General features: G+C 56.8%; 14 protein-coding genes. 5 read left to right on the top strand and 9 right to left on the bottom strand.

Annotated elements, in window-relative coordinates; genetic code table 11:
• The first annotated feature begins 234 nt into the window (after positions 1–234).
• The 5 genes from R3F64_RS18775 to R3F64_RS18755 all read left to right on the top strand — a co-directional run bounded on the left by R3F64_RS18775 (position 235) and on the right by R3F64_RS18755 (position 6,482).
• Positions 235–1,659, top strand: a complete 1,425-nt coding sequence (locus R3F64_RS18775) for an MBL fold metallo-hydrolase (RefSeq protein WP_332613105.1) — start codon at positions 235–237, stop codon at positions 1,657–1,659.
• 225 nt (positions 1,660–1,884) lie between these two features.
• A complete protein-coding gene (locus R3F64_RS18770; protein ID WP_332613104.1) occupies positions 1,885–3,201 on the top strand; it encodes an O-antigen ligase family protein in 1,317 nt (438 codons plus the stop codon).
• The gene (locus tag R3F64_RS18765; protein WP_332613101.1) at positions 3,198–4,103 is read left to right on the top strand and encodes a glycosyltransferase family 8 protein; all 906 of its coding nucleotides are present in this window, start codon (positions 3,198–3,200) and stop codon (positions 4,101–4,103) included. Before R3F64_RS18770 ends, R3F64_RS18765 begins: the two co-directional genes overlap by 4 nt.
• 86 nt (positions 4,104–4,189) lie before the next feature.
• The gene (locus R3F64_RS18760) at positions 4,190–5,374 is read left to right on the top strand and encodes a hypothetical protein (protein ID WP_332613099.1); all 1,185 of its coding nucleotides are present in this window, start codon (positions 4,190–4,192) and stop codon (positions 5,372–5,374) included.
• 109 nt (positions 5,375–5,483) lie between these two features.
• A complete protein-coding gene (locus R3F64_RS18755; protein WP_268900902.1) occupies positions 5,484–6,482 on the top strand; it encodes a LacI family DNA-binding transcriptional regulator in 999 nt (332 codons plus the stop codon).
• 19 nt (positions 6,483–6,501) lie between these two features.
• Here R3F64_RS18755 and tal read toward each other — a convergent pair whose 3' ends face one another.
• The 9 genes from tal to R3F64_RS18710 all read right to left on the bottom strand — a co-directional run bounded on the left by tal (position 6,502) and on the right by R3F64_RS18710 (position 15,440).
• Complete coding sequence (gene tal / locus R3F64_RS18750) at positions 6,502–7,455, bottom strand: transaldolase (RefSeq protein WP_332613094.1); 954 nt, start codon at positions 7,453–7,455, stop codon at positions 6,502–6,504.
• A 17-nt stretch (positions 7,456–7,472) separates the two neighbouring features.
• A complete protein-coding gene (locus R3F64_RS18745; RefSeq protein WP_332613092.1) occupies positions 7,473–8,204 on the bottom strand; it encodes an SDR family oxidoreductase in 732 nt (243 codons plus the stop codon).
• A gap of 9 nt (positions 8,205–8,213) precedes the next feature.
• A complete protein-coding gene (locus R3F64_RS18740) occupies positions 8,214–9,755 on the bottom strand; it encodes an FGGY-family carbohydrate kinase (protein WP_332613091.1) in 1,542 nt (513 codons plus the stop codon).
• Positions 9,756–9,810: 55 nt separating this feature from the next.
• Positions 9,811–10,791 carry an ABC transporter permease gene (locus tag R3F64_RS18735; RefSeq protein ID WP_199284954.1) on the bottom strand — a complete coding sequence of 327 codons (981 nt, stop codon included), beginning with the start codon at positions 10,789–10,791 and terminating at the stop codon, positions 9,811–9,813.
• Positions 10,788–12,290, bottom strand: a complete 1,503-nt coding sequence (locus R3F64_RS18730) for a sugar ABC transporter ATP-binding protein (protein ID WP_332613089.1) — start codon at positions 12,288–12,290, stop codon at positions 10,788–10,790. The genes R3F64_RS18735 and R3F64_RS18730 overlap by 4 nt, the downstream gene beginning before the upstream one ends.
• A 61-nt stretch (positions 12,291–12,351) precedes the next feature.
• Positions 12,352–13,290, bottom strand: a complete 939-nt coding sequence (locus R3F64_RS18725; RefSeq protein WP_332613087.1) for an ABC transporter substrate-binding protein — start codon at positions 13,288–13,290, stop codon at positions 12,352–12,354.
• Positions 13,291–13,467: 177 nt separating this feature from the next.
• A complete protein-coding gene (locus R3F64_RS18720; protein WP_199284956.1) occupies positions 13,468–14,196 on the bottom strand; it encodes an SDR family oxidoreductase in 729 nt (242 codons plus the stop codon).
• 213 nt (positions 14,197–14,409) lie between these two features.
• Entirely contained in the window at positions 14,410–14,721 is a 312-nt protein-coding gene (locus R3F64_RS18715; protein ID WP_085918921.1) for an AzlD family protein, read from the bottom strand.
• A complete protein-coding gene (locus R3F64_RS18710) occupies positions 14,718–15,440 on the bottom strand; it encodes an AzlC family ABC transporter permease (RefSeq protein WP_332613085.1) in 723 nt (240 codons plus the stop codon). The genes R3F64_RS18715 and R3F64_RS18710 overlap by 4 nt, the downstream gene beginning before the upstream one ends.
• Positions 15,441–15,562: the final 122 nt, after the last annotated feature.

Here is a 15,562-nt window from a genome sequence, read left to right as displayed (position 1 = left end):
GTTGAAGTCACAAAGTGAATATCGGCCGCAAGGGGTATAAATCCTCCTTGCAGCTGGTATCGAGAGACGGTATCTACAAGACCTTCATCGGTCTTTGTGGAAGCGAGGCGTGATGGGTGATTTTTTGTGGCGGGATAATTGCTGATCACTCAATAAACTGAACTCCTACGGGGCGATTTTTTATTTGGCTGTTTTAGTTGTCTTATTTAGGTGTTATTAGATAAGGAGATCCGCATGGCAGCGCAGGGAACGTGGCCAGAAATTCGTCATCACGGTGGGGCGGGTGGGGTCACCGGCAGCTGTCATCAGTTGATCGCCAGTAGTGAGCACTCGCTACTGGTGGACTGCGGGCTTTTCCAGGGGGAGGACGCCGCCGAGGATAGTCTGGCGCAGCTTGAGGTGGGGTTTGATATCAGCACCGTGAAGGCACTGGTGATTACTCATGTACACATTGACCATGTGGGCCGTTTACCGTACTTGCTGGCGGCGGGCTACAAAGGTCCGATTCTGTGTTCCGAGCCTACCGCCGTGCTGCTGCCGCTGGTGATTGAGGATGCGCTGAAGATTGGCTTTACCCGCAATGCGCGGTTGATCGAGCAGTTTCAGGCCCAGTTGCAAACGCAGTTGGTGCCGATTCCTTACGGGCAATGGCACTCGGTGGTAGAGGACGACGCGCTGACCATGCGGGTGAAACTCAAGCGCGCGGGGCACATTCTGGGCTCCAGTTACGTAGAAGTGGCGCTGAACGATACCGCCCGTGGCAACAAGCAGCGCGTGGTGTTTTCCGGCGATTTGGGCGCGCCGCATACGCCGCTGTTGCCTGCGCCGAAGTCACCGTATCAAGCGGATGTGTTGGTGTTGGAATCCACCTACGGAGACCGTAATCATGAGGGCCGCCAAGCGCGCGGGCAGGCGTTGAAAACCGCCATCGAGCAAGCGCTGACTAACCGGGGAACGGTGATCATCCCAGCATTTAGCATCGGCCGCACTCAGGAGTTGCTCTATGAGCTGGAAACCATCGTGTATGGTGCATCCCCCAAATCCGGCTGGCGCTCGCTGGAGGTGATTGTGGATTCACCCCTCGCTGCTCGCTTTACGCAGGTGTACCGCACGTTAAAGCCTTTCTGGGATGCGGAAGCCCAGCGCCGTTTGCGCTCGGGGCGGCATCCGTTGAGTTTCGAGAATGTGTACACGGTGGATGACCACTCGACCCACGAGCAAACCGTTTGTTACCTGGCGGAAAGTGGCCGACCCGCCGTGGTGATTGCCGCCAGCGGTATGTGCACAGGCGGGCGCGTGGTGAATTACCTGAAGGCAATGCTCGGTGACCCGCGCCATCAGGTATTGTTTGTGGGTTACCAGGGGGCGGGCACGCCAGGGCGGGATATTCAGCGGTACGGGCCGAAGGGCGGTTGGGTCGAGCTCGATGGCGAGCGCATCGGTATTCGTGCGGGGATTACCACCATCAGCGGGTACTCCGCCCACGCCGGGCAGCGCGATTTGCTCAACTTCATCAAGCGCATGCGCCGCTGGCCGCGCGAGGTAAGGTTGGTGCACGGTGATCACCACATCCGCCACGCCTTGAAAGACGCGATTAACGCCATGGCCGGGAAAGCCGGCCGGCAGGTTAACGTGGTGTTGCCTTCAGTGTATGAATAACCTGTCTGTATTGAGCCGCTTGGGCTGATTGAGAAGTGGGCTCGCCAACCTGGGAGCCGTATTTAGGCTATATACCATGTTGCGATGAAATTAGCGGGCTGTAGCACGATTTCTGGTATCCTGTGCCCCCCTTAAATAAACGACTGATGGCACCTGATGAGGTTCGCATGACCCAACGGGTACCTCTGAACGAATGAACAGCTCACATCAGGAGTAGCATCGTAGATGCAGCCCAGTAACAAAGAGTCGCAAAGCGGTTGGCTGGCAAAAAATCATGCCGTTGGCTGGATTGCGTTAACCATCTACGCGTTTGCATGGCTGATTAATTTTGACGTTTCACGCTCGGCAGAATCGGTTTTCATTCTGTGTTTTGCCATTGCATGGTTTAAAGAAGCTGACCCCGCTTTTAAGTGGCATAAGGTATTTCTCCTTTTGCTTGCGTTTGTTGTTCTCCAGATAGGCGTTTATTTTTTTGCGGTTGACCGCTTTCCCAATGTGGCGGACGGACAGGTAAAAGCGGCACGGCATATAGCCAAGCTTTTTTTATGTATTGCCGTGGCTTGGTGGATTCGGGGGTCCGTGAAAGCCGCCAAGTACTTGCTGCTGGTCTTTATTGCGGGGATTCTTGTTTCGCTGGTGTTGAACTCAAGCGTTGACGCATGGCGTGCGGGCCTGGCCGGCAGCCGTGTCGATTTCGGTTATACCAACGCGCAGCACATCGCCTTTTACTTTGGCCTGTTGCTCATCATGGGGGTGGGTTGGCTTTTCAAATGCGTAGGTATCAGTGCCGCCAAGTATGAATGGGGAGTCGCAGTTGCCTTGACGTTACTCGGGGTTGCGGGTGTCGTCGTGACGCAAACCCGGGCTGTCTGGTTGGCACTGGGGCTGATATTTTTAGTTTTGGTCGTCTTTAGCCTGCTGCGCCTACTCATGCAAAGGCGGCCAGCCGGGTTACGACCAAAACTGCTGTTGTCATGTGTTGTTCTGATTGGCGTGGTAGCGTTGACGGTGAACGCCGTAGCGCCCGTGATCGAGAAGCGACTGCTAGATGAGCATGAAGTGGTTGAAGCGATTGCGGCAGGAAACATGGAGGATGTGCCATTCAGTAGCATTGGCATACGCGTGCATACCTGGTCGTACGCCTTGGACAAGATTCACGAAAGGCCGCTGACGGGGTGGGGGGCCAAGAGCCGGGGGGCGCTCATTGATGAAGGGCCTTTCCCCGATTGGCTGAAAGTTAGGTTTGGGCATTTTCATAACGCTTACCTGGAATTGCTCCTGGCGTATGGCGTATTAGGCCTGGCGGCCATTGCCATTCTCACCGCCATGATCTTAAAAGGTACGGTGACGTTACTTACTACGCCCCACAAACACTGGGGAGTGGGGCTGCTCGTCTCGTGGGTGTTTTTCTTTATCATTAACGTGTTTGAGTCCTACGTGATTTTTAATTCAGGCATGTATTTCTTTGTTATTGTCGGTGGCGTAGGGATGTCATTTTATATGTTCGGTAAAAATGAAAATGCCGGGACGGTAACGCGATGAATGTGGTTCTGAGTGCCGATGAAGCCTATGCGCGGTACGGTGCCGTGGTGATGGCGTCGATTATCGACAATGCAGCCGATCCAGGCCAGATCCACTTTTTTATGCTGACGCCGGACATGGGGGAAGAAACCAGACACCGCTTGCATGCGTTCGTGGAAGCGGGCGGTGCAGAACTCCACATTATCGACGTCGATGTACAGGCATTAAAGGGCCTCAAGGTCGGTCGATTTGGTACGGCCGCCTTGCTTCGGTTGCTGATGCATCGTTACCTGCCTGATGACTGCGAACGCGTCATCTATCTTGACTGTGACGTACTGGTGCGCAGTGACCTGTCTGATTTATGGGCTCTGTCGCTTCACGGTCATTCTGCGGCGGCTGCTATGGATATATGCAATACGTCCATTAGCACGACTCGAAAGAACCCGGACGACTACTTTAATTCAGGGGTTATGCTCATCGACCTGGCGGCATGGCGCAGTCGACATGTGGGGGAGAGGGCACTGGCATACCTTGAGCAGAATGGGGATTACGCTCGGTATCCCGACCAGGATGCCCTGAATCACGTGCTGGAGGGTGACTGTTATCAGCTGCCGCTGTCGTGGAATTTTCAGCCAACCACCTACAGGGCGGTTAAAAAGCATTATCCGCATCTGCACAAGCATCTGGCTGCACTTGAAACGGCGGTTCTCAATCCGCGGATTGTACACTTTATCGGCGCTGTTAAACCGTGGCACCCAACATGTGTCCATCCGTTTCAGGAAGACTTCATCGCTTATTCATGCCATACCCCATGGCCCATCGATAGAAAGGCACTGATGTCGTCATTACCATGGTCTGAACGTATGCGGATGGTGCTCAAGCAGCCCAAGGTTCGCCGACGTCGTCGGCTCACGGCATCCTAGTCTGTGCATGCAGTTACTAAAAAAGCGCCTGGCAAAGCCAAGCGCTTTTTTATTTAATGTGATACGTTTTTATTTAGGGGGCGTCAATGAAAGCGGCTTTTGGAAATGCTAAAAATTACTTTGCCAGGTTCTTGAAAGAAAACAAGAGTATTTCTATCGGTTTTGCTGGCGTGAACGTCAACATCCCCTTGATGGAGAATGGCAAGATCAAGCCTTCAAGGAAAGGTTTTAATGCTAAAGATACGACCAGCCCTTTTGTGCAAGAGAGTTTGGGAGCGATTATTTCTTTTTATAATGCATATGAAAACGCCAAGGAAGTCGTCTATTGTCAAGCTCCATATGTTGAGACAGTTCCCTTAAAGAAGGGGGATGCTGGTTTTGAATTTGGTGTTGATGTCAATGAGATTAAAGTAAGGTTTTTGAAGGCCAAGTATACGCCTCCCGTTAGAATAAAAAGCCATTTCGATAAGTCGATTGAGCTTTTTAAAGAGATAGGGAAGGTGAGGAAAGCAAGTGACGGAGAATGGGAAAATGATGTTACCGTCAAGATTGCCGATATGAATGTTGAGAATAGAGAGATCGTTATACAGCCTGCCACGTACTTCGATCAGGTCGGCACCAACTTGACATTAGACTGGGCCTCCGGGGCTTTAGGTGAAACCGCATCATATACATTAAGAAATGATATCGAAAAGACTGTCAATGGGACGCTCCCAAGGCTGAAAAATTCTGTTCTTGCCAATACCCTGGGCGTGGCGGTCGTGCTTGTTAGCCGCGGAGAGGATGTTTTAATTCCCATTAGGGGGAGCGAGCAGGCGGTGATGGTTGATGGAAAAGGTAAATTCCATTGTTCTGCTTCTGGGGTTTTCTCCTGGGATATGGATGACACTAACTTGGCTGATATTGATTTTGAGTTTTTTATCAATGGCATGGCTAGGGAAATCCATAGCGAAATCGGTCTTTTGAAAAGCGAGTATTCATTAACGCCATTAGCGTTTTCAAGGGAGCTTATCAGAGGAGGAAAGCCTCAGCTTTTCTTTATTGCGGAAACAGAAATGGGGTTGGATGAACTTAAAGAGAAGATGGTTGGCGCGGAGGAGAGCTGGGAGTTCCTTTCGGTTGATGATTTAGCTGAGGATAGCCAACTGAGACCACATCTGAATTCGCCTTTAGAAGCCCCCCAGGAAATGTTTACCTATGAAGGTTGGATGGCGCTTCATGTGGCTATGGCATATATCCGTGATGAAGAACCGCCTTTCGAAATATTGTGATGTTGAGAGAGCCAGCGCCAGCGATCAACCATCCCTGTTACACTGGGAGATTCAGAATCAAGGCCGTCAAGCAGGCGGTCGACCAGGGGTCTTGATATACGAGTCGTAAATGACGAAACGCAGCCAAGTCACTATCACCGATATCGCCAAACATGTGGGCATGACCAACATGACGGTGTCGCGTGCATTGAAAAAGCCTGAGAAGGTCAGGCCAGAGACGCGTGAGAAAATACTGGCTGCGGCAAACGAGCTGGGCTACGTACCGAATGCCTTCGCCAGCCATCTCCGAAGTCGTAAGAACCGGCTCATTGGGCTGGTGACAGCCAGCGTGGATAACCCTTTTTACAGTGAAGTGATCAAGGCGATTTCACGTGCGGCCAAGGAGCATGACTACACCATCATGCTGATCGACACCGATGGCTCGCCAGAGCTTGAAGAAGTGGCGATCGATACCCTGCTCAGTTATCAGGTGGCGGGGATCATTCTGTCGCCCGTTTCTGACGATGCCAGTTACCGACCCAATTATCTGGAACGGCTGCGCAAGGCCAACTTGCCGGTGGTGATGCTGGACCGAACGCTGGATGTGACGGACTTCAGCCGTGTGGTATTGGACAACCACCTGGCCGGACGATTGCTTGGCGAGTGGCTGGTAAAAAAGAACATCGAACGCGTGCTGACACTAACAGGACCCAGTGGCTCGCAAATCACACGGCATCGGCTGGCCGGGCTCAAAGAGGCTTATGAGGAGGCGGGCGTTCCTTTGTCATTGGAGCAACGCCCAGGCGACTATACCTTACAGCCTGCCTATCGCGACATGGCCGCCCATCTTCGCCAGGGTAAGCTCCCCGACGCCGTATTCGGTTTCAACCAGTTGATCACGCTGGGGGCGATGCGTGCCCTGCACGATGCCCATGTATCACGGGATGATGTGCTCGTCGTCGGCATCGATCGGCTTCCCTATGCCGATATTTTCGATGTATCGATCCCCTGTGCAGTGCACGACACCTACCAATTGGGGCATGAAGCCTTTCGATTGCTCTTCGAGCAAATAAAAGACCCCACCACCGATGGCCGTGAGGTCACGATCTCCGCCACGCTGATTCAGTAAGTCGCGCGGGAACTTGACATCACAGGGCAGCCAAGCGCTCGGCAATCTGCTCTTCAAGGCGCGACTGGTCATCGGCGAAACGGCGGATACCCTCGGCCAGCTTGTCATTGGCCATCGCGTCCTGATTGTGTCCCCACCGAAAAGCAGGCTCGTTGAGCGGTGTTGGCCGTGGGCCGCCATTGCGTGTCATTAACACATTGGCCTTCACGTCGCCCGATGTCGTCGCCAGTTCTTCGAGCAATACCGGCGAGATGGTCAACCGTGGGCAGCCGGCGAGTGCCAGCACCTGGTCGGCGGTGCGGAAGCTGGCGCCCATCACCACGGTATCGTAACCGCCTTGACTGACCCGCTCGCAGACGCCACGCACGAACTGTACGCCGGGGTCGTTTTCGGGGGTGAAGGTTTGCCCGGTCTCCTTCTTGTACCAGTCGGTGACGCGGCCGACGAAGGGAGACACCAGGAACACACCCGCATCGAAACACGCCTGGGTCTGCGCATCGCTGAACAGAAGGGTCAGGTTGCAGTTGATGCCTTCTTTTTCCAGCACTTCTGCGGCACGAATGCCTTCCCAGGTGGAGGCTAACTTGATCAATATTCGCTCTTTGGCCACCCCTCGCTTCTCGTAGAGCGCCACCAGCTCGTGGGCCTTGCGGATGCTGGCTTCGGTGTCGAAGGACAGCTTCGCGGCCACTTCGGTGGATACGCGACCCGGGATGAGCTTGGCAATCTCGCTGCCCATGGCCACGGCGAGGCGATCCACGGCATGTTCTGCCTGCTGGTCGCGGGGTTCGCCTTTGACGGCAGCGAGTTCCTGATCAATTAATGCCTGGTAACCCGGTAACTCAAAGGCCTTGAGCAGCAATGACGGGTTGGTCGTGGCGTCGTGCGGTTGGTAGCGCTGAATGGCCTCCAGGTCACCTGTGTCGGCGACCACCATGGAGTGCTGACGAAGCGCATCGAGCTGATAGGTCATGGAGTTTCCCCTTGGCACTAGTGAGACGTGAAGCCGCCGTCTATCGGCAGGCTGGCACCGCTGATCATTGAGGCCGCCGAGCTGAGCAGGAAGGCAACCGGCAGCGCCACTTCACGAGGAGCGGCAAAGCGCCCCAGAGGAATGGCTGCCAGCATCGGGTCGCGCTTGGCGGGGTCTGACCAGGCGCGTTCGGCCATAGGGGTCAGTGTCACCGTCGGGTTGACGCTGTTGACGCGGATGCCCTTGGGGCCAAGTTCGAGACACAGCACCCGCGTCATGGCATCCATGGCCGCCTTGGACGCGCAGTAACCTAGATGCCCCGGCAGGGCCGCCATGGCCGCCTGACTGGAGACATTGACGATGCTGCCCTGGCGGCCATTCGCAATCATGTGACGTGCTGCCTCCCGGGCGACCACGGCACTGGCGGTGACGTTGGTGGCCATGATTTGCTCGAGGTCTTTCGCCTTGACGTCGAGAACGTCGTCGAGGATCGAGACGCCCGCGCAGTTGACCAGGCCATCAATGACAGGCATTTCAGCGAAGGCCGCGGTGACCGCCGCTTCATCCGTAATATCGACGGCCAGGGTAAGCGCCCCGAGCGACTGCTCAAGTTCGTTGAGAATGTCTTGATTACGGCCTATCAGCACCAGGTTAGCGCCCAGCTCGGCGAGGGCCTGGGCAATGTCGAGACCGATACCGCTGGTCGCGCCCGTGACGAGAATGCGTTGATTCTGCAGTTCGAAATTCATGGAATACGTTCACTCGCTCTGTGTGTGGCGGGTATTGAGCTGATGCATGATCGGCTTGAGCGTCGGATACAGCTGGCAATAAAGCGTGAAGAGTTCATCGTATCGACACGCCGCCGTCTCGCATGGCGTGGCGCGCTCGACGAGGGTGCCATGCTGTAGCGGCCTGGCGAGGTCGAGCAAACCGCAAGCCTGACCGGCCAGCAGGCCAGCCCCCAGGGCGGCCTCAACGCTCTCGCGGTAGGTGTAGACGGGCATGCGGGTCACGTCGGCGATGATTTGCATCCATAGATCCGACTGCGTGGCACCGCCGACCACGATCAGGTGATCGTCAAGGGTTACTCCCTGTTGGGAGCCTGCTTCGATGTTGTGCCGTAGCGCGAAGGTCACGCCTTCCAGCACGGCTCGGTAGAGATGATGGCGCTGGTGATAAAGGCTGAGCCCGATGAAACCGGCGCTGGCATGGGCATCCCATACGGGGCTGCGCTCGCCCATCAAGTAGGGCAGGAAGAGCAGGCCGTTGGCCCCCGGGGGGAGTTCGCGCGCGGGCGGCTCGAGACGTTCAAAGGCACTCCCGCTCTCACCGGCGGCGGCCTTGTCCTCACCACAGAAGGTATCGACGTACCAGCTGACGGAAGCACCTGCGGTCAGGGCCCCGCCGAAGGTGTAAAGGTCCTGGTCGCCGTTCAGCACGTGCGGCATGCTGATGAGCCCCTGCCGGGCATCGACGCGCCGATTGATCACCCCCCAGCACATGCTGGTCCCTATCATGGCGACGTGGTTGCCTGGACGGGTCGCCCCTGCCGCCAGCGTGGCCATCGCCGCATCGACGCCACCGGCGACCACGGGGATACCGGCTTGCAGGCCCAGCGATTCAGCCAGCGATGGCACCAGGCCGCCGACTGTCGCTCCCGAGTCCACCAGCCGGTTCGGCAGTTTGTCTCGATCGAGACCCAGCGCATCGAGCATTTCCGGGGACCATGCGCGTTTTTCCAGGTCGTAGATACCGCCGATATTACCGGCTGAGCTGTGATCGATGGCGATTTCGCCACTCAGGCGGTAGTTGATGTAGCTGTTGGGCGGCAGCAGATAACGGGTCTGCTCCCAGACCTCGGGGCGTTCGGCCTTGAGCCACATCATCTTGGTGAACCCGTAGTAGCTGTCCACGCCGTTGCCGGTGATATCCCCCAACCGGCTCAGGTCGACGTGCGCTTTCACCCACTGCACCTGAGCCTCAGCCCGACGGTCCATCCATATCAGGCAGGGATAGACGGGCCGGATATCCGCGTCGACCGGGATACCCGAACCGCCGTAAAGGCTGCTGACGCAAAGGCCTTTGACATGCTGGGGATCGACCCTCGGGTCAGCCAGGCAGTCGCGAAGGCAGTCGAGCACCGCCTCCCACCACACATCCGCCCACTGTTCAGCCCAGAGTGGATGCGGCGTGTCGACGCGATAACCCCGGCTATGTTCGGCCAGTATCTGGCCCTTGCCATCGAGCACTAGCGCCTTGGTGCTCTGGGTGCCAATATCGATACCGATCACAGTTTCCATGCAGCTCTCCTTTTCCCCGCGCGCGGCTGAATCTCGCCAAAGCGTATGTCGGGATTCACAGCGTGCGCTTGCGGCTGATGTAGATCGCCAGCAGGATGATCAAGCCCTTGATGACGGTCTGGAGGTAGGGCGACACGCCCATCAGGTTGAGGCCGTTATTGAGCACGCCCAGCAGCATGGCACCGACTAACGTACCCAGGATCATGCCGCGCCCCCCGGTGATGGCGGCCCCCCCAAGCACCACGGCGGCGATGGCATCGAGTTCGAAGCCGACCCCGGCATTGGGTTGCCCGCTCATGAGCCGTGAGGTCAGAATCAACCCGGCAATAGCGGCCGTCGTACCGCTCAGGGTATAGACCAGCAGTTTGTAGCGGGAGACGCGAATACCGGATAGCCGGGTCGCTTCCTCGTTGCCACCGATGGCATACAGGTAGCGACCGGTCGATGTATGGCTGAGCAGTACATAACCGACGGCATAAACGGCAATCATGATGAGGATCGGCGTCTCGATACCGGCCACGCTGCCGCGCCCGAAAAAGGCAAACCCCTCCGGCAGACCGGAGATCGGATAGCCGCCGGTGTAGATCAACCCGAGGCCACGGGCGATGCCCATGGTCGCCAGGGTGACGATGATCGGGGGCATCCCCGCAAAGGCGACGAAGACACCATTGAAGGCCCCGAAAGCGGCACCTACCAAGAGCCCGAGCACGATCGCCAGCGACGGCGGCAACCCGGCCACCATCATGCCGGCCATGAGCGTTCCTGATAGCGCCATGACCGGGCCGACCGACAGGTCGATGCCGCCGGTGAGGATGGCCAGGCTCATGCCGACGGCGATGATCGCGATGATCGACGACTGGCGCACCAGGTTGGCCAGATTGCTGCCTGACAGGAAGTTGTCATTGATCAATCCCATGGCGAGGAAGACGACGATGAAACCGATCAACGGGTAGAAGACTGGCGTGCGGCGCCAGCGAGCCAGTCGCATCTTGAGTGACTGACGGGCGGAGCCGGGAGTAGATGCAAGCTGGTTCATGCGCTGAGTCCCCCAGTAGCATGGTGCATGATAGATTGTGAGCTGAGATGTTCGCCTTCGAGTTCGGCGGCGATCCGGCCTTGATAGAAGACCGCGACGCGGTCACACAAGCCGAGCACTTCGGGTAGTTCTGAGGAGATCATGATGATCGACACGCCCTGTGCGGTGAGCTCCTTCATCAAGGCATAGATTTCCGACTTGGCGCCAACATCGATGCCGCGGGTAGGTTCGTCGAAGATCAATACCTTGCACTGGTGTCCCAGCCAGCGGGCGATGACCACTTTTTGCTGATTGCCACCACTAAGGTTGTCGACCGGCGTTTCAGGGCTAGGGGCTTTAACCCGTACCGAGTTCATCAGGTCGGCGGCAGTACTTGATTCCTGACGGCGTTTGATAAAAGGCAAGGCGCCCTGGAATTGCGCCAGGTTATTCAGGGAGATGTTATCGCGGCAAGAAAATGGCAGGACCAGTCCTTGGGTCTTGCGGCTTTCTGGTAGTAACCCGATTCCCTGCTCAAGGGCGGTTGCCGGGTGGCGGAGCTTGATCGGCTGGCCTTCCATCGTGACCTTGGCATGTGCGGGACGTGTCGCACCGATAAGTCCCATGGCCAGTTCCGTGCGACCGGAGCCTACCAGGCCAGCGAAGCCAAGGATCTCGCCACGATGCAGTTTCAATGAATACTCGGGACCACCGGGGGCGAGGCGCAGCGACTCAATGTCCAGCACCACGTCAGCGTGGTCGGCATCGCACCGGTATTCGGGGAACAGGTTGTCCACACGCCGTCCGACCATCTTCTCGATCAGGTCATCGGGGGTGGTCGAGGCGGTGTCACCGTCATAGACCTTTTCGCCATCACGCATCACGGTGACGTGATCGCAGATGGTGAAGATTTCTTCCATATGGTGAGAGATGAACACCATGCCGACCTCTTGCTTGCGCAATTCGCGCATGATGCTGAACAGGTGGTCGGCTTCACTGGGCGTCAAGGTGGCGGTTGGCTCGTCAAGCACCAGGATGCGCGCATCCAGCGATAGTGCTTTGGCAATTTCGATAAACTGCTGGTCGGCGACGCTCAGCTCCACGATAGGGCAGTCCAGGGGGATACTCACCTTGAGGCGCTCGAACAGGCGCTGAGCTTCGGCGACCATGCCACGTCGGTCACGTAGCCCTAGTCGGTTGCGTTTTTCACGTCCCAGGAAAATATTGTCGACGGCGTCCAGGTCGGGGATCAGACTGAACTCTTGGAAGATAATGCCGATGCCGGCGTCGAGCGCATCCTGATAACCGTGAAATTCGCAGCGCTTGCCATCAATGATGATGTCTCCCTCATCTTGACGGTAGATGCCGCAGAGAATCTTCATCAGCGTCGACTTGCCAGCCCCGTTCTCGCCAAGCAGGGCATGCACCTCGCCAGCGTGGAGATCGAGCGACACATCTTGCAGGGCCTTCACCCCGGGGAACGACTTCGAGATGTGCCTCAGGGAAAGTAATGGAGTCATGGAAATACCCTCATGTGCCGCCTGGCGGCGGCACACGTTGTCAGCGTCAGTGGTATCAGGGTTACCAGCTGAAATCGGCGGCTTTATCTCGGTCAATCAGCTCGACGTCGATGGGGATTTCTGCGGGTGCGGTTTCAGCGCCCCAATGCTTGGCCAGCGCCAGGCCCAGGCCCACACGCACCATGTCGGCGGGGTATTGTGCCGAGGTGGCGATGAACTGCGAGTCGTCTTTCTGAATTTCGGCAACGGCTTCGGGGTGACCGTCAACGCTCACCAGTTTGATATCCTTGCCACTGGAGTTGATGGCGATCAGGGCACCCAGGGAGCCGATGTCGTTGACGCTGAACAGGCCGTCGAGCTCGGGGTTGGCCTGAATCATGTTCTCGGTCACGGACATGGCGTGGGTACGCTCCTGGCGACCATTCTGCTTGTCGACGACTTCAATGCCATCGTATTCCGCAAGCGCATCGTTGCAGCCTTCGATACGTTCAAGGATAGGCACGACCGGAATGCCATCCAGTAGCGCCACCTGACCTTCTCCGCCGAGTTCCTGGGCCAGGTAGTCGCAGGCTTTATAACCGGCGTCGTAGTTCTTTGACCCCACGAAGCCGTCCACGGGACCCTCGGCCTGAGCGTCAATGGCAACGGTGGTGACGCCTGCTTCCTCTGCGGCCAGCACCGCCGTTTCAACACCGACCGAGTCGGCGGGATTGAGCAGCAGGATATCAATGTCTTGCTGGATCATATCCTCGACATCGCTGACCTGCTTGGAGACATCGTGGCGGGCATCGGTGGTGATCACTTCGGCGCCAATGCTCTCCGCGGCGCTCTCGAGCGCCTCTTGCATGGTCACGAAGTATTCGTTGTTAAGCTCCTGAAAAGACATGCCGATCTTGAGGTTATGCTCATCGGCCGTTGCGGTTCCCGCTGTCAAAACGGTGGCGCAGGCGGCGACGATGGCCGTCTTGCGAAAGGGGGCTGCGATATCATTAATTTTCATGGTTGGCTCCAAGGTTTTTGTTGTGGCATTGCTGTTGTGGCATTTAATGATGCGAGAAAGCTGACATTTATTGAAATGTTAACGTCAACATTGAAAAGCTAGAAGAGTCCTGATGACAAAGCAATAGAACTCAGACCAATGTCTACTAGCGCCTGATGACTCTCTCCGAGGTTTACTTTACATATCGAAATTGCTGGGCAGGACCACCATGTCACGAATGGTGACATTGCGAGGGCGAGTCAGCATGTACATGACAGCATCAGATACATCTGTGGGCTCAATAATGCTGCCTGACTCTTTCGCCTTGCGCAGGTTTTCTTCTGGCCAGTCAGCCAGCAAGGCACTGTTGACAGGACCCGGTGACACCGAAGCCACCCGGATGCCATGTTTCAGGACTTGGCGACGCACGGTCTGAACGAAATTGTTCATGGCCCATTTGGAGGAGGCGTAGACCGGCTCCCAATGGACGGGGAAGTGCCCAGCGACCGAACTTGTCACCATGATGTCGCCCGTTCCGCGTTCAATCATGTGTGGCAAGACGTTCTGGACGTTCTTCATCACGACGCTGACATTGAGGCTCACCATGCGGTCAATGGCATCTGGGTCAGCGTCAAGCAAGTCACCCCCGATATAGCTACCCGCATTGGCGTGGAAGATATCGAGTTGGCCGGCTTTCTCCAGGATTTGTGACAGCAGCGTTGCGCAGTCCTTGGGATCGAGCAAATCCATGACCAGCGGAATCGCCGCATCGCCCAATTCCTCACAGATTGCTTTCAGTGCGGCCTGGTCGCGGTCAACCAGTACAACGCGAGCGCCTGATGCAATCATCGCTTTTACCGTCGCAAGCCCTATTCCCGACGCCGCGCCTGTAACGGCGGCTACTTTTCCTTCCAATTCATTAGCCATCAAATTCTCTCCTTTAATTGTCTTTTGTCGTTAAAGCAACTTGACGTTAGACAAACATTTGTACAGCGGGTGAGTGCTGATATCTCTCGAATGTTAACGTCAACATTAATGAACACTAGTCGTCCGTCATGGGCAAATCAATGGAGGGTAGACCAATGTCTAGCCTATTGGCTGGGGGGAGGGCAGGTGCCCACTAGGTTTTGCCATTTACTTTCAGGAAAACCACCACCGCCAGGATGCCGCGCAGGTTATCCCTACCGCGATTGATACCAGGGGGCTTCGCAGGCCGATCGCTACCGCCCCGGCTGCAACGGCTGCAAGCCGCGCGCCTCCGTCTCCATGCACGATCATGGGCGTTATCACGGCAATCAGCACTGAACTTGACATGGCATCGACGAAGCGCCGTACCAGGGGGCTTAAAGGCACCGTTGCCATGATCAACAGCCCCAGGACCCTGGAGCCGTAGGCGATCAGGGCCATTAATGAGATCGCCAATAACGATTGCCAGACCTGCAGCGAACTCATGAGCTCGTTTCCCTGAACCAGCGCCCGGGCAACAGCACGGCGATCACTCCCCCCGTCAGGGCGCCTACCATGACGTGCAGATAGGGGGGGAGCCACCAGTACGCCATGAGCGCGCTGATGGCGGCCGCCAGCCAGGGGACGGCCATGATGGCCCGGGGCTTTCCTCCTACCACGATCATGAGTAGAAAGCAGAGCATGATCACGTCAAGACCGAACCGTTCTGGCTCGGTGATGCCGCCACCAAATACCAGCCCGATGGCGGTCCCTACCACCCAAGCGCTCCATAGCGCGATCCCTCCCCCCAGCAGAACGCCCAGGTTACGCTCCCCCCGGTGATATTCCCCCAGGGCCATGGCCCAGTTCGAGTCGGTGAGCAGGATCACCATGGCGAATTGCTGACGGCGCGGCAAGGGCTTGAGCCAGGGGTAGAGTGCTGCACTCATCAGCATATGCCGGGTATGGATGGCCAGGGTGATCGCGGCTAACGCCAGCAAGGGCAGGGGGGAGTGCCACAACTCCAGGGCTGCAAACTGCGACGGTGCGGCAAACACAAAAAGGCTCATCAGCATCGCTTCCCAATCGGCGAGCCCCTGGTGCACGGCCGCAACGCCAAACGCCAAGCCAAACGCCACCGTGAAAGCCGCCAGCGGCAGCATCAGGCGTATCCCTTTCCAGGTGCCCGCTCTATCGAGTCGAGTCGGGTTTTCCTTTGATGTCATCGCGTAACCTTTCTCAAAACGGCAGGCCACTATAAAACAAACAGACCTGCTTGTTTTTTTGTTTCTTGAAGTCTACATTGAATATCGTGCACTCGCCAATCCGCTAGGTGCCGCCTTATATA

The organism is Halomonas sp. 5021, from assembly GCF_036663435.1.
Taxonomy (GTDB): Bacteria; Pseudomonadota; Gammaproteobacteria; order Pseudomonadales; family Halomonadaceae; genus Vreelandella; species Vreelandella janggokensis.
The sequence above is the reverse complement of the archived record's forward strand: the minus strand, read 5'-3'. Positions and strand labels throughout refer to the sequence as shown.